Source organism: Stenotrophomonas sp. GD03777 (genome assembly GCF_029842485.1).
Lineage (GTDB): Bacteria > Pseudomonadota > Gammaproteobacteria > Xanthomonadales > Xanthomonadaceae > Stenotrophomonas > Stenotrophomonas sepilia.
In genome coordinates, this window is the sequence record NZ_JAOCGL010000002.1 from 88314 (window position 1) to 111564 (window position 23251).

Here is a 23251-nt window from a genome sequence, read left to right on the forward strand (position 1 = left end):
TGCGTGCGTTACGGAGTGTTCAGGCGCGCCCTGGCCACGTCGAAGTAGTGGGCGGTCATCTCGATTCCGGTCCAGTTGTAGCCCTCGGCATCTGCGGCCACCAGCGTGGTGCCGGAGCCGGCGAACGGGTCGAGGATGCGGCCACCCTTCTCACAGATGCGGACAAGCTGGCGCATGAGATCGGTCGGCTTGCCGGTCAGGTGATGCTTGTCGGCTTTGCGTACCGCCTCGCGGAATACACCCGGCAGCGTGGGTGCCGCCCGCCCCAGCGGCATCCCGCCCTTGCTGCCCCACACAACGTACTCGGCCTGGTTGGAGAAGCGGCCACGCTGCGGTCGCACGCCGCCCGACTTGTCCCACACCGCCACACCGCGCCAGATGAAGCCGGCGCACTGCAGCGCGTCGGTAGTCAGCGGCAGCTGCCTCCAGTCGGTGAACAGCAACACGGGCGCGCCATCGCGCAGGACGCGGTGGCACTGCGCAAGCCACAGGTGCATCCATGCCAGATGTGATCGCTGGTCGCGTTCGTCGCTGGGGAAGTCCGCATGCAGGTGCGGGCCACCGCTCTGCATGTACTTCTCGTTCGGGCTACGCTGGCGGGCGGAGGCGTGCGTGCCGCCGCTGGCATACGGGGGATCAGTGATGAGCGCGTCGAAGCTGTTGGCCCGCAGGGTCGGCAGGACGGTCAGCGCATCGCCGTGGATCAGTTCGTTCTTCATGGGTAGAGCCTTCTTCGTGGTGTCGCTCGTGGCGATCCGTGGAGAGGCTCTGGGCCTTCATGTGGTTCATGTCCCCACACCGGGGGCACTTAATCTGTAGGTCGTAGTCGCCAGCCGCTTTGGCCAACAGGCGCGCGCAGGCGCCGCAGCGGAGGTTCTGTCGTGCTTGACTCATGCCGCTGCCGCTCCCAGCTCGAAGACGTCGAAGCGGATCACTTCCTGCCCCAGCCACTCGTTGATCGCGGTCATGCGCGTCTGCAGCGGGGCAAGCTCCATCGCCGCCCACACCGCCGCTGCGTCCCGGATCGAGCCAAAGCCGCCGCTGTTCTGGGGCACGATGCCCAGCAGCTGCGGCGGTACCCGTAACGCGGCCAGCATGTCATCGCGGGTCACGCTCTTGATGCCGGTGAATTCATCCCTTGCCGCCACCTCACTGACCGGGATCACCTGCAGGCCGTCCTTCTTCCCGTTGGGCGAGTGAACGAACAGGTTCTTGAAATTGCCCGGCCCGCGCGACTGCCGCAGTGCGTCGCGCAACGCATCCACGTCCATGCCCTCGGGTTGGGGATCGGTCATGTAGAGGATGTAGCCGGCGTGCGAACCGTTGTTGTAATACTTCCGGCGGAAAAGCGTGGCCGACTCATTCAGCAACGCGGCCTGTACGGCTGGCATCCATTCCGGCAGGCCGTAGATTTCCTGATCCGCGTCCGCCTCGCGCAGCTGGAACACCTCACCAGCGGGAAACTCATGCTCTACCCGTCCGGCGCGCACCTGGAAGAACTCACCGGGCTGCACGCCACGGCGCACGTACTGCGCCAGCGGCACCGCAAGACTGTGCGCGGCTCCTGACATAGCGCGGCGACGCTCGACATACCCCATGCCGAAGGTGGTGTAGTCCAGCGCCAGCTGCGAGAACGCCTCGCGGCCCAGCAGCCGGTGCGGTCGGAACGTGCGCACCAGCATGTTGCGTTTGAATGTCAGGCCGCTGTGCAGGTACGGGTTGGAGCGCGTGGTGCGCGACAGCCCTTGCAGATCCACCGGCGGCTCGAAGTAGCGGCCATTGCGCCAGCATTCGAGGTAGTCGAGGAAACCGCGCGATTCCAGCACAGGGCTGGCCTCGCCAAAGGTGAAGGCTTCGATACTCACCGGCGGCGCGGCCATGGCGCCCTGGTCGGTGTCGGTCATCAGAATATCTCCATGGTGCCGCGCGCAGCCTGTCCGCCTTCCAGCGGCTCGTTCTGCAGCGCGTGCATGAGTGCCCAGGCCAAGTCAGCATGGCCGGTGGTGCGCGAGCGTCCGGCGGTGTAGGTCACCTGGCGCCCGCTCGGGGTGATGGTTTTCTGGATCGCCAGCAGTGACTGCGTGAGGTCGGTCCAGCCGGCGTCGTACTCCAGCCGTTCGTCATTGATTACGTCGTAGGCTTTCAGCACCAGCCGCGTTTTCACCTCGGGCGAGTAGTTGAAGACGGTCACGCCGGGGAAGAACTGGCGCACCAGCTGTGCAACGCCGGTGCCCATGCCGGTCGCATCCACGCCGATGTAGGTCACCCAATAGCGCTTGGTGATTTGCTCGATGAACGCGGCCTGGTCCTTGAACTCCATGCCCTTGAACTGATGGCGTTCCAGCACGCGGAACTTGCCGCAGGGCACCAGCGGCGGGGCTACCACCACAATGCCCGCGCTGTCGCCAGTCTCGGCCGGGTCGTAGCCGATCCACACAGCGCGGTCGCCGTAGGGCCGGACGGCAAACGGCTTGTAGTCGTCCGCCCACTCGACCCAGCTATCGACCTGACAGGGCTGCAGCATCGTGAGCGGGAATACGCTGGCGCTGTCATCCACGAACTCGCACATCAGCAGATTGGCGAATTCCTCGGCGCTGTAGTCGCGGCGTAGTTCCTCGATATCGAACAGGTCACAGCCACGGCCGGCCGCATCTAGAACGGTCACGATCTGGCGCCAGATCGCGTCCTCGCAACGCCGGCCACCCATCAGGCGCGCGTGGCTCACATCCAGCTGGATCTGCTGGGACACCGAGCGTCCCTTGTTGAAGCGCTCGCCGGTCCAGAAGTCGAAGGCTTCATGCGCCATGGTGGACGGCGTGCTGAAGTAGGTCTTGCGCCACTTCTTGTGCATCGCCATGCCGCTGGCGACCTTGTTCAGCTGGTTGAAACCGTAGGTCCAGAAGAACTCGTCAAAGTAGAAATTGCCGTGGTAGCCCTGTGCGGTGCGGGCGTTGGTGCCCAGGAAGAACAGCTCGGCGCCATTGGCCAGGGTGATCGGGTCGCCGGTCAGGTCACGGTCCAGCACCTCACGCACGAAGCCCCGCATATAGCCGAGGAAGATGTGCGCTTGGCTCTTGGATGCGCTCAGGAAAATCTGGTTGCGGCCGGTGGTCAGCGCGTCGATCAGCGCCTCGCGGGCGAAGTAGTAGGTGGCACCGATCTGGCGCGACTTCAGGATGATGCGCGTGCGTTCGTTGCCCGCCCGGTACCAATCGCGCTGGTAGTCGAAACAGCCATCCACGAACGCGGTCTGCAGGCGCTCGATCTCTTCCTCGCTGAACTCGTTCTTGCGCGCCTTCTTCTTGGGAGCCGCGTTGCGGTTGGCCACTGCGGGATTGAGGTCGGCCTCGTTGCCACCGCCCTGGTACCGTTGAATGCGCGCCTGCCGTTCCAGCTGGCGGTGCAGCAGATCAATCTCCTTGAAGTCACCGCCGGTCTTGCCTTCCTTGTGGATCAGGATGGCCAGGCGTGCCTCCAATGCGCCGCCGATACGCTCGACGGTGTCTGCGCGGTCCCATTCGTCTCGCGCCTTCCAGCTGTGGACCGTCTTTTCCTTCTCGCCGATCAGCGAGGCGATATCGCACACGCGCCAACCCATCCAGTACAGGAACTTGGCTTGGCGTCGTGGATCGACGTGGAGTTTTTCGGCTACGCTGGTCACGTGAACAGGTTGCCCGCCGCCACGCGCGCGCGACACGAAAAACCCACGTAGAACAGCGGCTTACAAACTGACCGCGTTGCCGCTACAGCGCCCTCATTCGACCATGGGTCATCGCATCGAGAACCGATGCGCAACGACACCAGCAGAGGGCGAGATGGCCAGCAAAACCAAGAAGCGTTCCGAGTTCTTTCGTGTTGCCGTCGAAGGCGCCACCACCGATGGCCGAGTGATCGAGCGCCAGCAGATCGCGGACATCGCCGAAACCTACGACCCGGAGGTGTACGGCGCACGCATCTGGCTGGAACACTTCCGCAGCACGCTGCCGGACAGCCCGTTCCGCGCCTATGGCGACGTGCTGGCGGTGAAGGCCGAGGAAGTCGAAATTGCCGGCAAGAAGAAGCTGGCGCTCTTCGCCCAGGTCGAGCCGACCGATGACCTGGTCGACATGGTCAACGTACGCAAGCAGAAGGTCTTTACCAGCATCGAGATTTCCCCGGAGTTCGCCGACAGCGGCAAGGCGTACCTGTTCGGCCTGGCCGTGACCGACTCCCCCGCCAGCCTGGGCACCAGCATGCTCGCGTTCTCGGCCCAGCACCCGGAGAGCAGCCCGCTGAAGGACCGCAAGCAGGCCCCGGAGAACCTGTTCACCGAGGCCACCGAGACGGTCATCAAGTTCACCGCCGAGGATGAGCCGGAGGGTCGCCCCGGCCCGGTCGCTGCGTTCCTTTCGAGCCTCGGCCTGGGCAAGAAGGCCGCGCCGGCGCCTGCCAAGGAAGATCCCGAGTTCAACGTGGCCGAGTTCGCCGCTCAGCTGCTCGGCGCGGTGGGTGAACAGGATGCGGCCATGGCCAAGCTCGGCCAGGACAACCGCGCACTGCGCGAGCAGGTGCAGGCGCTGTCCACTCAGGTTGCTGGCCTGCGCAAGAGGCTGGACGACACCCCGCAGGCATTCACCCAGCGTCCGGTTGTTCCGGGTGGCAAGGATGTGGACGCCGCCAACATCACCGATTGCTGATCGGCCCCTCTCTCAACATCCCGGAGCTACCCCATGCGTACCGAAACCCGCCGCCTGTTCGAGGGCTACACCCAGCAGGTTGCCACGCTGAACAACGTCAGCGGTGTGGCCAACACCTTCTCTGTCGAGCCGACTGTGCAGCAGAGCCTCGAAGCCCGCATGCAGGAAAGCAGTACCTTCCTGCAGGCGATCAACATGGTCGGCGTGAACGAACTGAAGGGCCAGAAGGTTGGCGTTGGCATCACCGGCACCATTGCCGGCCGCACCGACACCAGCGGCAACGGCGAGCGCAATCCGTCCGATCCGACCTCGCTGGTGTCCAACACCTACGAGTGCCAGAAGACCGACTTTGACACCGCCCTGCCCTATGCCCGCCTGGACGCCTGGGCGCATCGCCCCGAGTTCCAGACCCTGATCCGCGACGCGATCATCCAGCGCCAGGCACTGGACCGGATCATGATCGGCTGGCACGGCACCAGCATTGCCATCAACACCGACCGCGTCGCCAATCCGATGCTGCAGGACGTGAACAAGGGCTGGCTGCAGAAGTACCGCGAGCATGCGCCCGAGCGCGTCATGACCGAAGGCGTCGATGGCAGCGGCAAGATCAAGGTGGGCGGTACCGGCGCTGACTACGGCAACATTGATGCCCTGGTGATGGACCTGGTCGCCAACATGATCGACCCGTGGCATCAGGAAGATCCGAGCCTGGTGGTGATCTGCGGCCGCCAGCTGGTGCACGACAAGTATTTCCCGATCATCAACCGTGACAACGCCCCCACCGAGAAGGTCGCGGCCGAACTGATCCTGGGCGCCAAGCGCATCGGTGGCCTGCAGCCGGTCATCGTGCCGTTCTTCCCGGCCAAGTCGCTGATGGTGACCAGCCTGAGCAACCTGTCGCTGTACTGGCAGATTGCCTCGCGCCGCCGTCACATCATCGAGCAGCCGAACAAGAACCGCGTCGCCAACTTCGAGTCGTCCAACGATGACTACGTGGTGGAGGACTACGGTCTGGGCGCGGTGGCCGAGAACATCGAGTTCGGGATCTGACCATGGCCGACACCCCCGCCAGCCGCCATGTGAAGCGTGCGCTCGCCTCGAAGGAGGCGGCGCGCACCGCCGGCAGCAACCTGATGGAAGGGACCACGATCTACCAGCAGATGCAGGTGCGCCTGGCTTCCGACCGCGCCCGGCTGAAGCAGATCCAGTCCACGCAGGGCAAGGCTCAACTCAAGGTTGCGCTGCTGCCGTCCTATGCGCCGTATCTGGACGGCGTGCTGTCGGCGGACGCCGGGGGCAAGGACGATATCGTCTCCACGCTGATGCTGTGGCACTTCGATGCCGGGCTCTTCGATGCCGGCCTCGACATTGCGCGGTATGTCCTGGCCCACGGTCTGGATATGCCGGACACCCACAAGCGCACAGCGGCCTGCGTGGTGGCTGAGGAGATCGGGTTGGCCGCGCTGAACGCGCTCAAGACCAGCGCCCCGTTCGACCTGAATGTGATCGACCGGGCGGCCACGCTCACCGAGGGCCAGGACATGCCCGACGAAGTGCGCGCCCGTCTGCTGCTGGCGCGTGGACGCAGCCTGCTGGCCACCGATACCGAGGCGGCGCCACTGAGCGCCGACGCAGTTGCCCAGGCCATCGAAGACCTGCGCACCGCGATCCAGCTGCATGACAGCTGCGGCGGCAAGGAAGACCTCAAGCGCGCCGAGCGCCTGCAGAAGAAGTTCGACGCCAGCCAGTCCAACGACTGACGTCACACCGAGCGTACCCCGCGACCCCGCCGGCTCGGGGCCGATCACCAAGACCTCTCTCCCTTGGTGTGACGCCCCGACCACCGGCGACCTACGGACACACCATGAGCGCCTTCACCGCCAACGCATCGCCCGCTTCCAAGCTTGCCCCTGTCATCGCCGGCCCGTTCTGGCCAGAGATCGACGTGGACGCGCTGCGTGAGGCCATCCGGGTACCGGGCGATATGCTGGCGGCGCGGCTGCGCAACACCGTGGTGGTGGCCGTGGCCTCAGTGACGCGGGAGCTGGCGTTGTGGCAGGCCCGCAAGGAAGCGGACGGTTATGCGGCGCTGGCAGACATACCGGCGCAGCAGATCGACGGCGAGTCGGTGCTGCTGCAGCTGTACCGGCGCGCCGTGCAGTGTGGCACCGCCGTGGAGCTGCACGAACGCTACCGGTCCTATGACGCTACCGCCCAGGGCAATCAACGCGCCGACGATCTGACCCCGACCATTGATGAACTGCGGCGCGATCACCGCAACGCCATCAGCGATCTGCAAGGGCTGCGCCGGGTCACGGTGGAGTTGATCTGATGCGCGTCCGCTCGCTACAGGGCGACACCATCGACGCGCTGTGTTATCGGCACCTCGGAACCACCGCCGGCATGGTCGAGAGGGTGATGGCGCTGAACTATGGAATCAGCCTGCATGGCCCTGTCCTGCCCATGGGCACCGTGGTGGAACTGCCGGACGTACCGACACCCTCAACCGGCGCAGTGATGCGTCCCCTTGTCCAGCTATGGGATTGAAGATGACCGAACCAACTTCCACCGGCAGCATGGCCGCACTGGCCACCGGCGTCGGCCTCGCCTCGCTGCTGCCGGGCATCGAGACGGACGCATTCATCGGCGCGTTCGCCGGTGCCACACTGTTCGTCGTATCCGCCAAGGATCTGTCGCTCTGGAAGCGGCTGATCTACTTGGCCATCAGCGTGGTGGCCGGCTACATGGGCGGCACGGAGGTCATGCGCCGCTTCGATGTGGCGTCCAGTGGTCTGGCCGCGTTCCTGTGCGCGGCCACCATCATTACCCTCACCCTGGCCTTGATCGAGCGCAGCCGCAGCGCCGATCCGAGCCGTCTGCCGCGCGGAGGCTCCGATGGCTGAGCTGCTGACCACCGCCACGCTGCTGTGCTGCGTGGCCATCTGCGTGCGCCTGCTGACCTACCGGCCGGCACCCAACGCCAACCATCGGCACGGCATCGCTTGGTGCGCCTGGCTGCTGATTGCCAGCACCGGCGGGCAGGCCCTGCAGATCATCCTGCAGGGCGCCGGCGCCCGTGTCACCGCATGGCAGCTGGCGCTGCTGGTGGTGTTGCTGGTGGCCGTCTACCGGGCGCGCGGAAACGTGGCCCACCTGTTCGGGAGCAACTGACATGCTGACCCCTGCTCTGCTCGCTCAGATCATGCAGTGCCCGCTGCAGCGCGCACAGCGCTGGGCCGAGCCGCTGAATGCAGCCATGAAGCGCTTCGGCATCAACACGCCGGTGCGCGCGGCCTACTTCCTGGCACAGCTCGGCCACGAAAGCCTGAGCCTGTCGCGCGTCGAAGAGTCGCTCAGCTACAGCCGCGAACGCCTGCTGGAAGTGTTCGGCCGGTACATCACGCCGGCCGAAGCCGCCGGGTTCGTTCATCAGCCGGCCAAGCTCGGCAACCGCGTCTACGCCAGCCGCAACGGCAATGGCAACGAGGCCAGCGGCGACGGCTACCTGTTCCGCGGCCGTGGCCCGCTGCAGCATACCGGCCGGGGCAACTATCGCCGCATGGGGCAGCTGATCGGCCAGCCGCTGGAAGAACAGCCGGGCCTGCTGATCGAGCCGGAGATCGGCGCCATGGCGGCGGCTGCGTTCTGGAAAGAGAACGGCCTCAACTCCTACGCCGATCAGCGCGACGTGCTGACCGTCAGCCGCGTCATCAACCTAGGTAACGCCCGCAGCCGCGCCACGCCCAATGGCATGGCAGACCGCACCGCCCGCACCACGCGCGCCCTGGCCGCGCTGGGGGCGCGCTGATGCTCTACCGCGCCCTCGCACTGGCCGCCCTGGTGCTGGCCACCGCCGGTCTCTTCAGCTGCCAGCAGTCGCGCGTCAGCCGCGCCACCATCGCGCTGGACAAGGCCAACGCGGCCTTGGCCAAGGCCGTCGCCGACAACGCCGCCCTAGCCAGCAGCCTCAAGCTGGCCGAAGGCACCACCCGCGTCGTGACCGAGTACGTGGATCGCGTACAGCTGGTGCATGAGCGCGGCGACACCATCGTCAAAGAGGTTCCCATCTATGTCACCGCGAACGCTGATGCTGCCTGCGTTGTTCCTGCTGGCTTCGTGCAGCTCCACGACACCGCCGCGAGCGGCAACGCCACCTCCGGCCCTGCCGGAGATCCTGATGCGCCCGCCGCCGCCACTCCGCTCTCTGTCGTCGCCGAAACCGTCGCCAGCAACTACGCCACCTGCCACGCCACCGCCGCGCAGGTAGTGGCCCTGCAGGAACTGGCCCTCGAACTGCACGCCGACCTTGAGCGGCAGGCAGGTACACCATGAAGAAGCCCCAGCTGCTGCGGGACCACCTGGTCGCCGCCGTCCCGGCACTGGCCAGCGACCCCGACAAGCTGCTGATCTTCGTCGACAGTGGTGGCCTGGCCGGCACCTACCGGCCGGGCTTGGCGTTCGAGTACCGCTACACCCTCGACCTGGTGCTGACCGACTTCGGCGGCGCGCCGGAGGCAGTCATGGTGCCGCTGCTGCAATGGCTGACCCGTCACCAGCCCGAACTACTGGCCAATCCTGCCAACCGCGAGAAGCTGACCTTTGAGGTGGACGTGCTGGGCGACAGCCTGGTGGATCTGGCCATCAAGATGCCGCTCAGCGAACGGGTGTTGGTCACCCGCGCCGCCGATGGCAGCGTGCAGCTGCAGCACCTGCCGGAGCCGCCTGCAGAGGGTGCCCACGCCGACACGCTCGCCGGCGGCGCCCTGGTCGCAGACGGCGTCCAGATCGCCACCCTGCCGGCGATCACGCAGTGAGCGAGGATCTACAGCGACTGGAAGCCTGGGCCGCGCCCCTGCTGCGGCGTCTGCAGCCGGCCGAACGCGGCAAGCTGGCGCGCAAGGTCGGTACCGCGCTGCGCCGGGCACAACAGCAGCGCATCGCAACGCAGAAGAACCCAGATGGCACGCCGTACGCGGCGCGCCGTGCCGCGCCCCTGCGTCGGGCCAAGGCCGGGCGCATCAAGCGCGGCGCAATGTTCGCCAAGATCCGGCAGGCGCGGCACCTTCGCGTACGCGTGACCCCAAATGAGGTGGCCGTCGGCTTCACCGGCCGTGTATCGCGCATTGCACTGATCCATCAGGAGGGCCGCAGCGATGCGGTCAGCAAGGGCGGTCCCCGCGTTACCTATGCACGTCGGCGCCTGCTGGGCTTCTCGCCAGCCGACGAACGGCTTGTGCGCGATCTGATCCTCGACCATCTGGAAGGTCTGTAGCGTAATCGCCCCCCCTACATGGCGTAGCCGATAGGCACGCGCGCGCGCGATGGGATGCTGAACGCATCCCCGAATCGGCGCTGTCGTGTCCACATTTACCGCCATCGAAGTCGACAAGCTGCCGGCGCCCGACATCTTCGAGCAGCGCTCGTTCGAGTCGATCTACGCCGAGCGTCTGGCTGAATTCCGCCGCCTTTGCCCGGAGTACACCGCCGTGGTCGAATCCGACCCGGTGGTGAAGATCCTGCAGGCCAGTGCGTACCGAGAGGTGCTGCTGCGCGAGCAGTTCAACCAGCGCGCTCGCGGCCTCCTTCTTCCGTACTCCCAGGGCGGCGACCTCGACAACCTGGCGGTACCGTACGGGGTTCAGCGAAAGCTACTGACCCCCGCAGATCCCGAGACGGGCACACCGGCGGTCTACGAAAGCGATTCCGATTTCCGGCGCCGCATCCAGCTGGCGCCTGAGGGCCTGTCAGTTGCTGGCCCCGAAGGGGCCTACATCTTCCACACCCTGTCGGCCGACGTGGCCGTACTCGACGCCAGCGTGGCCAGCCCTTCGCCCGGCGAAGTCGTGGTGACCGTGCTTTCACGGGAGGGCGACGGCAGGCCCTCTGGGCAGCTGCTGGCTGCGGTGGAATCGGCCCTGCTCAATGGGAACGTGCGCCCCCTCACCGACCACGTAACTGTGGCGGCAGCGACCATTGAGCCGTACGAGGTCCGCGCGCAGCTGACCACCTTCAACGGACCTGACAGCGCCCTGGTCATTGCCGAGGCCAACCGCCGCATGCGGCTTTTCCTGAGCCAGTCGCAGCGGCTGGGCCGTGACGTTCCTCTCTCGGCGCTGTATTCGGCCCTGCATGTCGAGGGCGTGCAGCGCGTGCAGTTGGACAGCCCCGCCGCAGATATCACGGTCAGTCCGCAGAGCGCGGCGTACTGCACCGCTGTGGTGATCGAACACGTGGGCACCAATGACTGAGGTGCGCACCCTGCTGCCCCCCAATGCCACCACGCTGGAACGGGCCGTGGAGGGCGCCGATGCGCAGCTGATGGGCATCCCGATGGTTCACCACCTGCTGTGGAACCCGTGGACGTGCCCGGCGGAGTTTCTGCCGTTCCTGGCGTGGACGGTGTCGGTGGATACCTGGGACAGCGAGTGGCCGGAACAGATCAAGCGCGCCCGCATCGCCAGCTCGTTCCAGATCCAACGGCACAAGGGCACCGCGCAGAGCATTGCCGACGTGGTGGCCAGCTTCGGCGGACAGGTGCAGCTGCGCGAGTGGTGGCAGATGGACCCGCCCGGCCAGCCCCACACCTTCGAGCTGCTGCTGACCCTCAGCGGTCAAGGTGGGCAAGACGCCACCGCCGACTTTATCGACCAGGTGATGGCTGCGGTGGACCGCGCCAAACCCGTGCGTTCGCACTACTCCTTCACTCAGGGCATCAACGCCGAGGGCGCCATCGGCGTACTGGGCGTGGCCCGCGTGCTTACCTCTACCCGCCTGCAGCTGGCCGCCAGCGAACCGTAGGACATACCCATGCCCATCCCTCAGATCACCATTACGCCGGCAGGCTTTGCCGCCATCGTCAACGCAGAGAACACGGGCACCGCGCCGGTCAAGGTCACACAGGTTGGCTTGACCGCTCAGCACTTCGATGTGGGCGCCGTGGGCGCATCCGTGCCGGCGGAGTTCAAGCGCCTGACCACCTTCGGTGGCAAGGCCGTTGCTGACGACACGCTGCACCTGAACGTGCGCGACGACGGCACCGATACCTACACGCTGCGCGGCTTTGGTCTGTACCTGCAGGATGGCACGCTGTTTGCCGTCTACTCGCAGTCCACACCCATCATGGAAAAGGCAGCGGCCGCAACCCTGCTGCTGGCCACGGACATTCGGTTCGCCAAGATCAACGCCACCAGCATCGAGGTCGGCGATATCGACTTCATCAATCCACCGGCGACGACCACGCAGATGGGTGTGGTGCGGCTGGCCACCGAGCAGGAGGCCGACGCCGGCAGCGATCCTGCCACGGCGATCACCCCGCGCGGCCTGGCCCGCTACATCAACAACCGCTTCGGCACCGGCGCGCCTTCCACCTTCGTCAGGACGCTGCTCGGCCTGGCCACCGCTGCCATGTTCCGCGTCGAGCTGGGCCTGAAGTCCGCTGCGCTGCGCGATGAGGGCCATGGGAACGGCCTCAACGCGGACTTGCTTGACGGCGCGCACGGCGATTACTACCTGGACTGGAAGAACTTCACCGGCGTGCCGAACAGGTTCACGCCGGCTCCCCACTCGCATCCCATCGACGAGGTGGACGGCCTGCAGCCAGCGCTCGACGGCAAAGCCAACCGTGCCGGAGACACCTTCACCGGGCCACTGGCGGTGAATGGGGCCATGCTGCGTTCCTACGGATGGAGTGGGGTGGCCAGCAACGGCATCCTGGTGCTGGGCGATACCGGCTCCTCCATTGTAAAAAACGGTGCCTACTTCGACTTCAACAACTCGGCGGGCGGGTATACCGCCACCCTTTCGGCCGGCGGCACCATCTGGACAAGCGGCAACTTTGACCCTGCCAGAAAGGTGAATAGGGCCGGCGACACGGTGACCGGCGCGCTTAACTGGAACTACGGCGGGGCATCTGTTCTTCGGGTGACCAACCAGGGTGATGGCAGCGCGGCGTTGCAGGCCGTGAATCAGGCGGGCACCAACTTCGCAACTATGTATGTGCGGGGCGACTCTTACGACAGCACCTTCGCTGGCACCTACAAGATCAACACCCCGCAGCTGTCGGTCAACGGCCCGGCAATCCCCGGAGGGCAGTACGCGGGTTACGTCCTGCAAAAGCTTACGGCACAGCCGGGCGCAAACGCTGACAAGTTGCAATCGGAATACTATCGCGCCACCAATGATTCCAACACCAGCTGGTCCGCTTTCAACTGGCGAATCGGCCGGCAGGTGGATGCGACCACCATGGGGTACATCGAATTCCAGGGCAGCAATCAGAATGTGCTATTGGTCGCCGGCGGGGGCGTCGGTCATTTTACCTTCGCCGGCAACGGCGCATTTTCGTGCAATGGCGGCTTCGACTTCGGTTCGTCGCGCAAGCTGAAGGACATCGATGGCCCGGTGTCCTATGGCCTGGCAGCATTAGAGCGCATGGAACTGGCCGCAGGCCGCTACAAGCCGGAGTACAACAGCGACGGGCGCCGGCGGCTGTTCTTCGTCGCCGAACAGCTGGCACAGCTGGTGCCCGAGGCTGTGGATCTTGAGGGCGTCGAGTTCAACGGCGAGCGCGTTCCGTCCGTCAAGCTCGACCAGCTGCTTCCTGTCTTGGCTCGTGCTATTCAGGAGCTTGCGGGGCAGGTTCGAGAGCTGCGGGAGAGAGTCTGACATGGCGAGCGGATACCGAAGCGGCGGCGTGGACTTCGACGACCTGTTCGACCCCGATGTGATGGGCGATGGCCCGACCGCCAGCGGATACCGGCGGAGCGGGCAACCGCTCCGGTATGCCCACATCCAGTACGGTCAGAAGCGTGGCGACGTGGGATATCGCTCCGGCGGCGTCGACGTGTCGAACCTGTGGGCTGCAAAGGGCACAGCAACCTACGTTCTACCCTTTCACGGCAAGGGCTTCTCCGCACACAACCAATCAGATACCAACGCGCAGGGCAGCACCTCGGCGCAGGTGGAGCTGCGCATCAACGCCGATGGCGCTTACGAGGTCTGGGTGTCGACCATCGGCGGTGGCAACAACTCCAGCCGCGTGGCAGAACGCGGGATGTGGCTGCGCAACGGCGGCGTGGGAGAGTACGACGTGCGCTTCGAGTTCGCCAACGTCGGCGCGGCGAACGTTGGCAGTACGGCGCCGGACTGGCGCAATGCCAGCGCTTCGCAGTCGTGCTCGGCCCAGGTCAGCGTGCCCAGCGCTTCGGGCCAGAATGTGCGCGCGGATGTGGAGTTCCACTGCCTCATGCGAAGGGCCGGCGGGAACGTCAGCCGTTCCATCATGGTGGCCAGCGTAGGCGCGGCCGGCTGGTGGTAACCGAAGCTTTGTAGCGCGTCGATCTACGCGTGCCATTACGTGCGCGCGCGAGAGGCACGGCACAACATGGGCGCATGGATAGCGCCCAGCCCCAACAGATCAACAACCTGCTGCGCCATGGCGTGGTGACGACGGTCGATCATGCGCGTGCGCTGTGTCGTGTCCGCACGGGCGAGGCCCATACCGACTACATCCCATGGCTGGCATCCGCCGCCGGCACGCTCGCGGTGTGGGCACCGCCGAGCGTCGGCGAGCAGGTGACGCTGGTGTGCAGCGACGGCGACTTGGCCAATGCGGTCGCCCTGCGCGGCCTGTACTGCGATCAGTACCCCGCCCCGTCCGACAATGCGGATCTGGTCATGGTCAAGTTCAGTGATGGCGCTGTCATCAGCTACGACAGCGCGTCACATGCGCTCGCAGCCATCCTGCCCAGCGGTGGCAATGCCACGATCACCGCAGATGGTGGCGTGACGATCAACGGGCCGGTCACCATCAACGGCGATACCAGCATCACCGGCCAGGTCACCATCAACGGCAAGGCTGAGGCGTCCGAGGACGTTGTGGGCGGCGGCATCAGCCTCAAGCAGCACAAGCACGGCGCGGTGCAGCCGGGCAGCGGCACGTCGGGACCGCCGGCATGATCGGCATGGACGGTCAGGCAGGCAGTTTCAAGGACGACACCGCGCATCTGCGGCAGTCCATTGCCGACATTCTCACTACTCCCACCGGCTCGCGCATCCAGCGCCGCGACTACGGCTCGCTGCTGCCGGAGCTGATCGACCAGCCGTTCAACGAAGCCACGCGGTTGCGCCTGTATGGCGCTACTGCAACGGCGCTGATGCGTTGGGAGCCGCGCCTGCGCCTCAGCCGCATCACCCTCTCGCGTGGTCAGGACCCAGGCACGTTCGTGCTGGATCTGGATGGCCAGCGCACGGTGCCCGCCGGCGCCTCCAGCACCACCCGTCTCTCTGTCCCGCTTCGCTTCCGCACCCCATAACCGCAGGAGTCCCCTCATGGCCACCGACTACCACCACGGCGTACGCGTCATCGAAATCAACGGCGGCGTGCGTCCGATCCGCACTGTTGCCACCGCTGTTGTCGGCGTCGTCTGCACCGCGCAGGACGCTGACGCCACGCTGTTCCCCCTCGACCGACCGGTGCTGCTGACCGACGTGCTGGGCGCCGTCGGCAAGGCCGGCACCAGCGGCACGCTGCGCGCCACGCTGCAGGCCATTGCCGACCAGGCCAACGCCATTACCGTGGTGGTGCGCGTCGCCGAAGGTTCCGACGACAGCGCCACCACCGCCAACGTGATCGGCAAGAAGGACGGCGCCACCTTCACCGGCATGCAGGCGCTGCTGGTGGCTGAGGCGCAGGTAGGCGTGCGTCCGCGCATCCTGGGCGCACCCGGTCTGGACACCCAGCCGGTTTCGGCCGCGCTGGCGGTCATCGCCAAGAAGCTGCGCGCGATGGCCTACGCGAGCTGTGCCGCCAGTGCCTCGGTCAGCGAAGCCATCGCCTATCGCGAGCAGTTCAGCCAGCGCGAGCTGATGCTGATCTATCCCGACTTCGTCGCGTTCAACACTGCCGACGCCACCACCAGCATGGCGTTCGCGACCGCCCGCGCCCTGGGCCTGCGCGCGATGATCGATGAGCAGCAGGGCTGGCACAAGTCGATCTCCAATGTGGCCGTCGCCGGCGTGACCGGCATCAGCCGCGACGTGCACTGGGACCTGCAAGATCCGGCGACCGACGCTGGCCTGCTGAACGCCGCCGACATCACCACCCTCATCAACTCCAACGGCTACAAGTTCTGGGGTTCGCGAACCTGCAGCGACGACCCGCTGTTCGCCTTCGAGACGGCCACGCGCACCGCGCAGATCCTGGCCGACACCATTGCAGAGGCGCAGATGGTCTACATCGACAAGCCCGAGCATCCGTCGCTCATCCGCGACATGCTGGAGAGCATCAATGCCAAATTCCGCGAGCTGGTGAACGCGGGCTATGTGCTGGGTGCATCGGCCTGGTACGACGAAGCCGCCAACGAGCCCAGCCAGCTGAAGGCCGGCCGGGTGACCATCGATTACGACTACACGCCGGTACCGCCGCTGGAGAACCTGGTACTGAACCAGCGCATCACCGACCGCTACTTCGCCGACTTCCCGGCCCGTATCAACGGCTGATGCCGTACTGAGGAACCACTCCCATGTCCATGCCCAGCAAGCTCAAGAATCTCAACCTGTTCAATGACGGCCTCAGCTACCTGGGCCAGGTCACCGAGGTCAAGCTGCCGACCTTGACCCGCAAGATGGAGGAATACCGCGCCGGCGGCATGCTCGGCCCCATCGATATCGACCTCGGCCAGGAAAAGATCGAACTGGAATGGAAGTGCGGCGGACTGATGCGCGACGTGCTGCGCCAGTACGGCGCCATCGCCCACAACGCCGTGCAGCTGCGCTTCGCTGGCGCATACCAGCGCGAAGACAGCGCCGACGTGGATGCGGTGGAGATCGTCATCCGCGGCCGCCACAGCGAGATTGACCCCGGCACCGGCAAGGTCGGTGACGACACCGAGTTCAGCGTGAAGACCACCGCCAGCTACTACAAGCTGAGCATCAACGGCCGTACCGAGATCGAAATCGACATGGTCGGCATGGTGTTCATCGTCAACGGCGTGGACCAGCTGGCCGGCCAGCGACGCGCCATCGGCGCCTGACCCACATAGCCGGACTGCCTCAGCGGTCCGGCCTACCTCTGCCCTGAGAGACCTACGACATGACTGACAAAGCCACCACCACCGCCGGCGCCGAAGCCATCGACGCCAACACGGTCACCCTCGACTACCCAATCCAGCGCGGCGAGCAGGTCATCGCCACCATCAAGCTGCGCAAGCCCAACGCTGGGGAGCTGCGCGGCATCAAGCTGGTGGACCTGCTGCAGATCGACGTTAGCGCGGTGGCCGCGCTGCTGCCGCGCATCACCGAGCCGACGCTGACGGCTGCCGACGTGAACAAGCTGGACCCTGCCGACTTGGTCGCCATCGGCACCCTCGCCGCTGGTTTTTTTGTGCCGAAGGCGCAGCGGGAATTCCTCAGCGCGTAGAGGATTTCATGGCCGATATCGCGGTGATCTTCCCATTCACCCTCACCGAGCTATCGGCCCTCTCGCTGTTTGAACTGATCGAATGGCGCGAGCGCGCCCGTGTAAGAAGTGGAGCCGAGCCGTGATACCTTTCGCCCATGGACATAGTTGTCTTCATCGCCTTGGCGGGCCTCCTGCTTTGCGGAGTCTGCACTCTGCTGACCTGGGCATTGAGCGCGCTGTGCCGCCTGCTGGCGGCGCTGGTTTCCTCACCGACCGACACGCCCTCGGCCTAGCCGGCGCAGCGGTTGTCGTCGCATGAGCGGCGGCAACCTTCGCCTGCAGGTGGTGCTGCAGGCTCTCGATCAGGCCACCGCTCCCTTCCGCAAAGTCATGGCCGGCAGCAAGGGGCTGGCTTCGGTCCTGCAGGCGCAGCAAGCCACCCTCCGGCGCCTGAACAGCGCCCAGCGGGATGTGAGCGCTTACCGCCAGCAGCAGCAGGCGCTGCGCGGCACCGAGCAGAGCTACCAGCAGGCGCAGGTGCGGGTGGCGGCGCTTGCCCGCCAGATGAGGGAGGCTGGCACCCCCACGCGCAAGCTGAGCCGTGAGTTCAGCCAGGCCAAGACTGCCGCCGCCCAGCTGAGCGCCCAGCAGAAGCAGCAGCAGGTGGAGCTGCAGCGGCTGCGCTCGGGACTGGATCGGGCCGGCATCAGCACGCGCCAGCTCGGTGCGCATGAGCGCAGGCTGCGCACGGATATCGCCGCCGCCTCGCAGCAGATGGAGCAGCAGCGCGCTCGCCTGGCCGCGTTGGACGCAGCAAAGGCCCGTAGCCAGAAGATCCACAGCGCCGGCATGAACGCAGCAGCCCACGGCGCGGGTGTCGCACTGGCCGCGTTCGGCGCGCTGCGCGCCCAAGTCCTGCCCATCGCTCAGGCCATGGACTTCGAGTCGGCTATGGCCGACGTGAAGAAGGTGGTGGACTTCGACACGCCAGACGGCTTCGAGAAGATGGGCAACGATATTCAGGAGCTGTCGCGGCGCCTGCCAATGGTGCCCACCGACATCGCCAAGATCGTCGCCGCCGCCGGCCAGGCCGGCATCGCCAGCAACGAGCTGACCCGTTTCGCCGAGGACGCGGCGAAGATGGGTGTGGCGTTCGACACCACCGCCGAAGACGCCGGCCAGACGATGGCGACTTGGCGCACCGCGTTCCGCATGGGCCAGGATGACGTTGTCGTGCTGGCCGACAAGATCAACTACCTGGGCAACACAGGCCCGGCCAGCGTGCAGAAGATCAGCGAGGTGGTGAACCGTATCGGTGCCCTTGGCGAGGTCGCCGGCCTGGGTAGCGGCCCGCTGGCGGCGCTGGGCGCGACGGTGGCCGGCATGGGCATCGAGTCGGAAGTGTCTGCCACGGGCATCAAGAACATGCTGCTCACGCTGTCCTCGGGCGATGCCGCAACTGCCCGGCAGGTGGCATCGTTCGACAAGCTCGGCCTCAAGGCAGGGGATCTGGCCAAGGCGATGCAGGACGATGCCGGCGGCGCGATTCTCGGCGTGCTGGAAAGGCTCAAGCAGCTGCCCAAGGCCGAACAGGCCGCGACCATGACGCAGCTGTTCGGCCGCGAGTCCATCGGCGCCATCGCACCGCTGCTGACGAACCTCGACCTGCTGAAGGAGAACCTGGGCAAGGTCTCCGATGAGCAGAAGTACGGCGGTTCGATGAACGCCGAGTACGCCGCCCGTGTCGGCACGGCCGAGAATGGCCTGATCCTGCTCAAGAACAGCGCCATCGTGCTGTCCCAGCGCATCGGCAAGACGCTGTTGCCCACGGTGAAGGAACTGGCTGCGCGCGTGGCCAAGGTCGCCGACCGCATGGCCGAGTGGGTCAAGAGCAACCCTCAGATGGTCGCCACCATCGCCAAGCTGGCCATCGGCGGCACCGCGCTGGCTGCTGCGCTCGGCGGTTTGGTTGTCGCAGGTGGGGTCGGCGCGATGGCGCTGACGCAGATCCACAAGGCCGTGGTGCTGCTCAGCGGTGGCGGCGGCTTGGGCAAGCTGTTGGGCCAGGTGCTTTCGTTGGGCGGCCGGGCGTTCCCGATGCTGTTCAACGTTGGCCGCATGCTGCTGCCGCTGCTCGGGGGTATCAGCCTGCCGCTGCTGGCCATCGGCGCCGCCATCGGCGTGGTGGCAGCGCTGGTGTGGAAATACTGGGAGCCGATCAAAGCATTCATGATCGGCACCTGGCAGGGCATTCTCGACGTGGTCAATCCGATCATGGCGGAGCTGGCCACCGCGCTCGAACCGCTCGGCCCGGTATGGGACATGGTGTCCTCGGCGATGAGCCAGGCGTGGAGCTGGGTGATGAAGCTGTTCGCGCCGTTCGAGGCCACCAGCGAGCAGCTGCAGGGCGCCACCGATGCGGGGCGCGGGTTCGGCCAGATCCTGGCCACCGTGCTGACGGTGAACCTGCGCATGGCGGTGAAGGCCATTGGCTGGCTGGTCAGCGCCTTTACCACCATCCTGCCGGTGATCCAGAACGCTGTTGGCGGTGCGTGGACGTACCTGCAGGGCGCGTGGAATCTGATCGTGGGCCTGTTCACCGGCAACGGCGACAAGATCCGCTCTGGCCTGAGCGCGATGTGGGCGGGCGTCAATCAGATCCTGCTCGGATGGCCCGCGCAGATGATGCAGGCCGGCATCGACATGGTGCAGGGACTGGTCAATGGCATCGTGTCCAAAGGCAGCGCGGCCATGGACGCCGTCGCCGGCGTCGCTTCGGGCGTGGTGGGCAAGTTCAAGGGCATGCTCGGCATCCATAGCCCCTCACGCGTGTTCGCGCAGTTCGGCGACTTCACCATGCAGGGCCTGGCCGGTGGTCTCGACCGCAGCCAGGGCGAGCCGCTGTCGCAGGTGGCCACCCTGGGCGACCGGATGAAGCAGGCAGGCGCAGGAATCGCCCTGGGCGCCGCTGCGCTGCCCGTCATGGCCAGCGCCGGCCCGGTAGTGGCGCCGGGTGCCGCGCAGGCCGCCACGGGCGCCGCAGGCGGCAACAGCTACACGATCCAGATCACAGCGGCACCGGGCAGCGACGGCCAGGCCATCGCCGACCTGGTCCGCCAGACCATTGAAACCATCGAGCGCGAGCGGGCCAGCCGCCGTGGCTCCCGTCTGAGCGATTGAGGCACACCGCCATGATGATGACCTACGGCACGTTTGTGTTTTCCCTGTCTACAGCGGCCTATGAGCAGCTGCAGCGGCAGATGACGTGGCGCCATGCCAGCAGCGACCGGCTGGGTGCACGCCCGGCTCGCCAGTACGTCGGCCCAGGCGACGACACCATCACCCTGCAGGGCACCATCGCCGCCGAGCTGGTGGACGATCTGCAGGTGCTCGACACACTGCGAGAGCTGGGCGACCAGGGCAAGCCACAGGCGCTGGTAGAGGGCAGTGGGCGCGTATATGGCGCCTATCTGCTGGTCAGCCTGAGCGAGACGCGAAAGGAGTTCTTTCCCGACGGCACGCCGCGCCTGATCGAGTTTCAGATGCAGTTGGAGCGCCAGGACGACGGCGCCACCGAGGCGGTCGCATGAGGGCGGCACCGTACCCGATCCCTGCATGGCGCGTGGTGCTGGACGGGCAGGATTTGACCGACCGTCTCGCGCCGCGACTGCTGGACCTGTCGCTGACGGAGAGCCGGGGCGACGAAGCCGACGAACTGAATCTGCGGTTGCACGATCATGATGGGCGCGTGGCGCTACCGCGACGCGGCGTCACGCTGCAGGTGGCCATCGGCTGGCGTGAAAGCGGATTGTTCGACAAGGGCACGTTCGTGGTCGATGACGTGGAGCACAGCGGCGCTCCCGATATCGTCGCCATCCGGGCGCGCTCGGCGGATCTGACCGGAGCTGTCCGCAGCCGCCGCGAGCGCAGCTGGCATGACGCCACCCTGGGCGACATTCTCGGCACAATCGCCGCCGAGCATTCATTGCGCCCGTCCATTGCCACAAACCTTGCGTCCGTCCGCATCCCGCATCTCGACCAGGCCAACGAGAGCGATATCAATCTCCTGACGCGCTTGGGGAAGCGGTTTGATGCGGTGGCCACGGTGAAAGCCGGCGCGCTGATCTTCGCGCCCATCGGCGCCAGCAAGACAGCCAGCGGCCAGCCGCTTCCCGGTGTCCAGATCACTCGCGCATCCGGCGATCAACACCGCTACACCGTGGCTGACCGCGAGAAGTACACAGGCGTGCGCGCGTACTGGGGCGACCGCAAGGCCGCACGCCGCACCGGCGTCCTGGTGGGCACGTCAGAGAACGAGAAAAAGCTGCAGCCCACGTATGCCACTGCGGAGGAAGCGCGCCAGCATGCTGAGGCAGAGTTCAAACGGCTTGATCGCGGCACCGCCCAGCTCAGCTACCGCCTCGCACTCGGGCGCGCCGATATCTACCCAGAGCAAACCGTGACGGTGAGCGGCTTCAAACCGGAAATTGATGGCACCGATTGGCTGGTGTCCAAAGCTACCCACACCGTCGACGGCGGCGGCGGCTTTGTTACCGCGCTGGAGCTTGAGCGCGGCGGCGAATCCAGCGCAGAAGTCTCGGCTTGAAGTAACGCGTGAGCGCGCCTGCGGCGAAGAACATGGCGGCATGCGCGAGCGAAGATCCGCAGTCATCCGCAACCGCTGCCGCCGGGTAAGTGGCCTGCCAGATCGCAAGCGCGATCAATGCTGTCGACAACGGGCGCCCCGTCTCCGTGGGCGCCCGTTCGCGTTCGTCGGCTTGCGCGCTGTGGTGGTGCGCATGCGGACACTGCATCTGCACATCGCCGGTAAACACCTGGCCAATCACGGCCCCCTCGAACACGGTGGGCCCGCCGCACATGCACACCACCTCGCCACGCTTCACATCACTGCTGCAACCCATAGTCCCTCACATCGAAAACCGCGCCCCACCGGCGCCCTGTACGGGCGAGTTAGCGGCCTGAATGCGATGTGGGGTGAGCCTCAGCGGGCGGCCTTCTTCGATCCTTTCGGAGCCTTGACAACGATCTTTTGCCCGCGCAGATCAACATCGCCGCTGATCTGCTGGCCGATGCTGGTGTTCTCGAAGGAGGTTCGAGGCGCGCTTGTGGTCGACGCCGGCGCCACGCCGCGCAGCGCGGCCATCACGGCGGCACGTGCCGAAGCCGACGCACTGCGCCACGCATCGAGCAGGTCGGCATCAGCCTCGGCCAGGCGCTCGCGCCTGCCCACCAGCACATAGATCACATCGACGCCGAGTTCATCAGCGGCGACGAAGTAGGCCCCACCGGGCAGGTGGGCATCTTGCTCGAACAGGATCTGCGTGCGCTTGGCAACACCGCAGGCCAATCCCATGGCCTCCTGGGTCAGACCCAGCCGCTTCCGTTCTTCTTTCAGGCGAATACCTACAGACACGCAAATTCCCCCTTGACAGGTGCAGTTAACTTCACCACCATTTCACCCAGAAATACACAGGGGAAACGGAATGAACGCCAAACGACGGACTACCGCATCCAAGCTGCGCACTGCTGAGCAGGCGCGCCAGTGGCTTGTCGACAACGGCATGTCGATTGCTGCCTTCGCAGAAGCCAACGGGTTGAGCCGCCATGCCGTGAACAACGCCTTGCGCATCGACAGCAAGTGCCGGATCGGCAAGACCCACGCAGCCGCTGTAGCCCTCGGCATGAAAGCCGCCCCTGATTCTCACACAGAATCGCCCAAATCCGCCCGGATTCGCACCACCAAGACCGCGCGGGGTATGGCCTCGGCGGCGGCGAAGGCTGTCGCGACCGCAGCCAAGCGCAGGGCCAAGGCATGAGCGCCGTCATGGGCCAGCGCGCCATCTTCACCTGTGACGCATGCGGCACACCGTTGACGAAGCGCACCAGCGCCCTACAGCACCGCCATCTGCGTACCGACGCCTATGTGTGTCAAAACCCGGTATGCGGCGCTACCTACACCGGCCACTCTGAACTGACCAGCATTTCCAGCCCCAGCGGCATGCCGAACGCCCCGGCCTGCGAACTACCGCAGACACCCGGCTACGAGCGCGCCCTGCTGCTGCAACGCTGGAGACAGGACCGGGGCGAAATGCAGCTGGATTGGATCGACACCCCCCACGTCACACCACAGGACGGCGGCGAACAACCCGCCACCTGA

Annotated in this window: 31 protein-coding genes; 26 read left to right on the forward strand and 5 right to left on the reverse strand. The window is 66.0% G+C overall.

The window, feature by feature from the left end:
* Nucleotides 1-8: 8 nt before the first annotated feature.
* From N5E02_RS01235 to N5E02_RS01250, 4 genes are read right to left on the reverse strand one after another with little or no spacing between them, the layout of a single operon-like run.
* Nucleotides 9-719, reverse strand: coding sequence for a site-specific DNA-methyltransferase (locus N5E02_RS01235; RefSeq protein ID WP_279945743.1), 711 nt, complete (start codon nt 717-719; stop codon nt 9-11).
* A complete protein-coding gene (locus N5E02_RS01240) occupies nt 637-894 on the reverse strand; it encodes a Com family DNA-binding transcriptional regulator (RefSeq protein WP_080354613.1) in 258 nt (85 codons plus the stop codon). The genes N5E02_RS01235 and N5E02_RS01240 overlap by 83 nt, the downstream gene beginning before the upstream one ends.
* The gene (locus N5E02_RS01245; protein WP_049405093.1) at nt 891-1904 is read right to left on the reverse strand and encodes a phage portal protein; all 1014 of its coding nucleotides are present in this window, start codon (nt 1902-1904) and stop codon (nt 891-893) included. The genes N5E02_RS01240 and N5E02_RS01245 overlap by 4 nt, the downstream gene beginning before the upstream one ends.
* Nucleotides 1904-3661, reverse strand: a complete 1758-nt coding sequence (locus N5E02_RS01250; RefSeq protein WP_189638113.1) for a terminase ATPase subunit family protein — start codon at nt 3659-3661, stop codon at nt 1904-1906. The genes N5E02_RS01245 and N5E02_RS01250 overlap by 1 nt, the downstream gene beginning before the upstream one ends.
* Nucleotides 3662-3815: 154 nt before the next feature.
* Between N5E02_RS01250 and N5E02_RS01255 the strand changes: the two genes are divergently transcribed.
* The 24 genes from N5E02_RS01255 (at nt 3816) to N5E02_RS01370 (ending at nt 21679) form a co-directional block, all read left to right on the forward strand.
* Nucleotides 3816-4676, forward strand: coding sequence for a GPO family capsid scaffolding protein (locus N5E02_RS01255; protein ID WP_049419458.1), 861 nt, complete (start codon nt 3816-3818; stop codon nt 4674-4676).
* 33 nt (nt 4677-4709) lie between these two features.
* Entirely contained in the window at nt 4710-5726 is a 1017-nt protein-coding gene (locus tag N5E02_RS01260) for a phage major capsid protein, P2 family (RefSeq protein ID WP_049405099.1), read from the forward strand.
* Nucleotides 5727-5728: 2 nt separating this feature from the next.
* Nucleotides 5729-6436: a phage terminase small subunit gene (gene gpM / locus N5E02_RS01265; protein ID WP_279945744.1), complete on the forward strand. Its 708-nt coding sequence runs from the start codon at nt 5729-5731 to the stop codon at nt 6434-6436.
* 104 nt (nt 6437-6540) lie between these two features.
* Nucleotides 6541-7008 (forward strand): head completion/stabilization protein, encoded by a 468-nt coding sequence (locus N5E02_RS01270; protein ID WP_279945745.1) that lies wholly within the window; start codon nt 6541-6543, stop codon nt 7006-7008.
* Nucleotides 7008-7223, forward strand: a complete 216-nt coding sequence (locus N5E02_RS01275; protein ID WP_279945746.1) for a tail protein X — start codon at nt 7008-7010, stop codon at nt 7221-7223. The genes N5E02_RS01270 and N5E02_RS01275 overlap by 1 nt, the downstream gene beginning before the upstream one ends.
* A 2-nt stretch (nt 7224-7225) precedes the next feature.
* Complete coding sequence (locus N5E02_RS01280) at nt 7226-7579, forward strand: putative holin (protein WP_049405104.1); 354 nt, start codon at nt 7226-7228, stop codon at nt 7577-7579.
* Nucleotides 7572-7847, forward strand: a complete 276-nt coding sequence (locus N5E02_RS01285) for a phage holin family protein (RefSeq protein WP_014648128.1) — start codon at nt 7572-7574, stop codon at nt 7845-7847. Before N5E02_RS01280 ends, N5E02_RS01285 begins: the two co-directional genes overlap by 8 nt.
* A gap of 1 nt (nt 7848) precedes the next feature.
* Nucleotides 7849-8484: a glycoside hydrolase family 19 protein gene (locus N5E02_RS01290; RefSeq protein WP_279945747.1), complete on the forward strand. Its 636-nt coding sequence runs from the start codon at nt 7849-7851 to the stop codon at nt 8482-8484.
* The gene (locus tag N5E02_RS01295; protein ID WP_279945748.1) at nt 8484-9008 is read left to right on the forward strand and encodes a hypothetical protein; all 525 of its coding nucleotides are present in this window, start codon (nt 8484-8486) and stop codon (nt 9006-9008) included. The genes N5E02_RS01290 and N5E02_RS01295 overlap by 1 nt, the downstream gene beginning before the upstream one ends.
* Nucleotides 9005-9490, forward strand: coding sequence for a phage tail protein (locus N5E02_RS01300; protein ID WP_279945749.1), 486 nt, complete (start codon nt 9005-9007; stop codon nt 9488-9490). The genes N5E02_RS01295 and N5E02_RS01300 overlap by 4 nt, the downstream gene beginning before the upstream one ends.
* On the forward strand, nt 9487-9948 hold the full coding sequence (locus N5E02_RS01305) for a phage virion morphogenesis protein (protein WP_053461909.1): 462 nt from the start codon (nt 9487-9489) through the stop codon (nt 9946-9948). Before N5E02_RS01300 ends, N5E02_RS01305 begins: the two co-directional genes overlap by 4 nt.
* A gap of 85 nt (nt 9949-10033) precedes the next feature.
* Complete coding sequence (locus N5E02_RS01310; protein ID WP_279945750.1) at nt 10034-10924, forward strand: baseplate J/gp47 family protein; 891 nt, start codon at nt 10034-10036, stop codon at nt 10922-10924.
* The gene (locus N5E02_RS01315; protein ID WP_064237456.1) at nt 10917-11474 is read left to right on the forward strand and encodes a phage tail protein I; all 558 of its coding nucleotides are present in this window, start codon (nt 10917-10919) and stop codon (nt 11472-11474) included. The genes N5E02_RS01310 and N5E02_RS01315 overlap by 8 nt, the downstream gene beginning before the upstream one ends.
* Before the next feature lie 9 nt (nt 11475-11483).
* Nucleotides 11484-13337, forward strand: a complete 1854-nt coding sequence (locus tag N5E02_RS01320; RefSeq protein WP_279945751.1) for a tail fiber domain-containing protein — start codon at nt 11484-11486, stop codon at nt 13335-13337.
* Nucleotides 13338-13365: 28 nt separating this feature from the next.
* Nucleotides 13366-13989 (forward strand): hypothetical protein, encoded by a 624-nt coding sequence (locus N5E02_RS01325; RefSeq protein WP_279945752.1) that lies wholly within the window; start codon nt 13366-13368, stop codon nt 13987-13989.
* A gap of 74 nt (nt 13990-14063) precedes the next feature.
* Complete coding sequence (locus N5E02_RS01330) at nt 14064-14630, forward strand: phage baseplate assembly protein V (RefSeq protein ID WP_279945753.1); 567 nt, start codon at nt 14064-14066, stop codon at nt 14628-14630.
* On the forward strand, nt 14627-14986 hold the full coding sequence (locus N5E02_RS01335) for a GPW/gp25 family protein (RefSeq protein WP_279945754.1): 360 nt from the start codon (nt 14627-14629) through the stop codon (nt 14984-14986). The genes N5E02_RS01330 and N5E02_RS01335 overlap by 4 nt, the downstream gene beginning before the upstream one ends.
* A 16-nt stretch (nt 14987-15002) precedes the next feature.
* Nucleotides 15003-16172, forward strand: a complete 1170-nt coding sequence (locus N5E02_RS01340) for a phage tail sheath protein (RefSeq protein WP_279945755.1) — start codon at nt 15003-15005, stop codon at nt 16170-16172.
* Nucleotides 16173-16195: 23 nt separating this feature from the next.
* Nucleotides 16196-16705 carry a phage major tail tube protein gene (locus tag N5E02_RS01345; RefSeq protein WP_014648140.1) on the forward strand — a complete coding sequence of 170 codons (510 nt, stop codon included), beginning with the start codon at nt 16196-16198 and terminating at the stop codon, nt 16703-16705.
* A 59-nt stretch (nt 16706-16764) separates the two neighbouring features.
* The gene (locus tag N5E02_RS01350) at nt 16765-17091 is read left to right on the forward strand and encodes a phage tail assembly protein (RefSeq protein WP_061478809.1); all 327 of its coding nucleotides are present in this window, start codon (nt 16765-16767) and stop codon (nt 17089-17091) included.
* 8 nt (nt 17092-17099) lie between these two features.
* A complete protein-coding gene (locus N5E02_RS01355; RefSeq protein ID WP_014648142.1) occupies nt 17100-17216 on the forward strand; it encodes a GpE family phage tail protein in 117 nt (38 codons plus the stop codon).
* Nucleotides 17217-17388: 172 nt separating this feature from the next.
* Nucleotides 17389-20253 carry a phage tail tape measure protein gene (locus tag N5E02_RS01360; protein WP_279945756.1) on the forward strand — a complete coding sequence of 955 codons (2865 nt, stop codon included), beginning with the start codon at nt 17389-17391 and terminating at the stop codon, nt 20251-20253.
* Between the two features lie 11 nt (nt 20254-20264).
* Complete coding sequence (locus N5E02_RS01365; RefSeq protein ID WP_130767817.1) at nt 20265-20663, forward strand: phage tail protein; 399 nt, start codon at nt 20265-20267, stop codon at nt 20661-20663.
* Entirely contained in the window at nt 20660-21679 is a 1020-nt protein-coding gene (locus N5E02_RS01370) for a phage late control D family protein (RefSeq protein WP_279945757.1), read from the forward strand. Before N5E02_RS01365 ends, N5E02_RS01370 begins: the two co-directional genes overlap by 4 nt.
* Before the next feature lie 396 nt (nt 21680-22075).
* Here the strand turns inward: N5E02_RS01370 and N5E02_RS01375 are convergent, their stop codons facing one another.
* Entirely contained in the window at nt 22076-22507 is a 432-nt protein-coding gene (locus tag N5E02_RS01375; RefSeq protein ID WP_279945758.1) for an XRE family transcriptional regulator, read from the reverse strand.
* Nucleotides 22508-22577: 70 nt separating this feature from the next.
* Between N5E02_RS01375 and N5E02_RS01380 the strand changes: the two genes are divergently transcribed.
* Together N5E02_RS01380 and N5E02_RS01385 are read left to right on the forward strand one after the other, a co-directional pair.
* Nucleotides 22578-22910, forward strand: coding sequence for a DNA-binding protein (locus tag N5E02_RS01380; RefSeq protein WP_279945759.1), 333 nt, complete (start codon nt 22578-22580; stop codon nt 22908-22910).
* Nucleotides 22907-23251, forward strand: coding sequence for an ogr/Delta-like zinc finger family protein (locus N5E02_RS01385; protein WP_069116365.1), 345 nt, complete (start codon nt 22907-22909; stop codon nt 23249-23251). The genes N5E02_RS01380 and N5E02_RS01385 overlap by 4 nt, the downstream gene beginning before the upstream one ends.

Bases quoted from the DNA above. Each gene is read 5' to 3' on its own strand.
- N5E02_RS01235 (WP_279945743.1), bottom strand. From the start codon at position 719: ATGAAGAACGAACTGATCCACGGCGATGCGCTGACCGTCCTGCCGACC.
- N5E02_RS01240 (WP_080354613.1), bottom strand. From the start codon at position 894: ATGAGTCAAGCACGACAGAACCTCCGCTGCGGCGCCTGCGCGCGCCTG.
- N5E02_RS01245 (WP_049405093.1), bottom strand. From the start codon at position 1,904: ATGACCGACACCGACCAGGGCGCCATGGCCGCGCCGCCGGTGAGTATC.
- N5E02_RS01255 (WP_049419458.1), top strand. From the start codon at position 3,816: ATGGCCAGCAAAACCAAGAAGCGTTCCGAGTTCTTTCGTGTTGCCGTC.
- N5E02_RS01260 (WP_049405099.1), top strand. From the start codon at position 4,710: ATGCGTACCGAAACCCGCCGCCTGTTCGAGGGCTACACCCAGCAGGTT.
- gpM (WP_279945744.1), top strand. From the start codon at position 5,729: ATGGCCGACACCCCCGCCAGCCGCCATGTGAAGCGTGCGCTCGCCTCG.
- N5E02_RS01270 (WP_279945745.1), top strand. From the start codon at position 6,541: ATGAGCGCCTTCACCGCCAACGCATCGCCCGCTTCCAAGCTTGCCCCT.
- N5E02_RS01275 (WP_279945746.1), top strand. From the start codon at position 7,008: ATGCGCGTCCGCTCGCTACAGGGCGACACCATCGACGCGCTGTGTTAT.
- N5E02_RS01280 (WP_049405104.1), top strand. From the start codon at position 7,226: ATGACCGAACCAACTTCCACCGGCAGCATGGCCGCACTGGCCACCGGC.
- N5E02_RS01285 (WP_014648128.1), top strand. From the start codon at position 7,572: ATGGCTGAGCTGCTGACCACCGCCACGCTGCTGTGCTGCGTGGCCATC.
- N5E02_RS01290 (WP_279945747.1), top strand. From the start codon at position 7,849: ATGCTGACCCCTGCTCTGCTCGCTCAGATCATGCAGTGCCCGCTGCAG.
- N5E02_RS01295 (WP_279945748.1), top strand. From the start codon at position 8,484: ATGCTCTACCGCGCCCTCGCACTGGCCGCCCTGGTGCTGGCCACCGCC.
- N5E02_RS01300 (WP_279945749.1), top strand. From the start codon at position 9,005: ATGAAGAAGCCCCAGCTGCTGCGGGACCACCTGGTCGCCGCCGTCCCG.
- N5E02_RS01315 (WP_064237456.1), top strand. From the start codon at position 10,917: ATGACTGAGGTGCGCACCCTGCTGCCCCCCAATGCCACCACGCTGGAA.
- N5E02_RS01320 (WP_279945751.1), top strand. From the start codon at position 11,484: ATGCCCATCCCTCAGATCACCATTACGCCGGCAGGCTTTGCCGCCATC.
- N5E02_RS01330 (WP_279945753.1), top strand. From the start codon at position 14,064: ATGGATAGCGCCCAGCCCCAACAGATCAACAACCTGCTGCGCCATGGC.
- N5E02_RS01335 (WP_279945754.1), top strand. From the start codon at position 14,627: ATGATCGGCATGGACGGTCAGGCAGGCAGTTTCAAGGACGACACCGCG.
- N5E02_RS01340 (WP_279945755.1), top strand. From the start codon at position 15,003: ATGGCCACCGACTACCACCACGGCGTACGCGTCATCGAAATCAACGGC.
- N5E02_RS01345 (WP_014648140.1), top strand. From the start codon at position 16,196: ATGTCCATGCCCAGCAAGCTCAAGAATCTCAACCTGTTCAATGACGGC.
- N5E02_RS01350 (WP_061478809.1), top strand. From the start codon at position 16,765: ATGACTGACAAAGCCACCACCACCGCCGGCGCCGAAGCCATCGACGCC.
- N5E02_RS01355 (WP_014648142.1), top strand. From the start codon at position 17,100: ATGGCCGATATCGCGGTGATCTTCCCATTCACCCTCACCGAGCTATCG.
- N5E02_RS01360 (WP_279945756.1), top strand. From the start codon at position 17,389: ATGAGCGGCGGCAACCTTCGCCTGCAGGTGGTGCTGCAGGCTCTCGAT.
- N5E02_RS01365 (WP_130767817.1), top strand. From the start codon at position 20,265: ATGATGATGACCTACGGCACGTTTGTGTTTTCCCTGTCTACAGCGGCC.
- N5E02_RS01370 (WP_279945757.1), top strand. From the start codon at position 20,660: ATGAGGGCGGCACCGTACCCGATCCCTGCATGGCGCGTGGTGCTGGAC.
- N5E02_RS01380 (WP_279945759.1), top strand. From the start codon at position 22,578: ATGAACGCCAAACGACGGACTACCGCATCCAAGCTGCGCACTGCTGAG.
- N5E02_RS01385 (WP_069116365.1), top strand. From the start codon at position 22,907: ATGAGCGCCGTCATGGGCCAGCGCGCCATCTTCACCTGTGACGCATGC.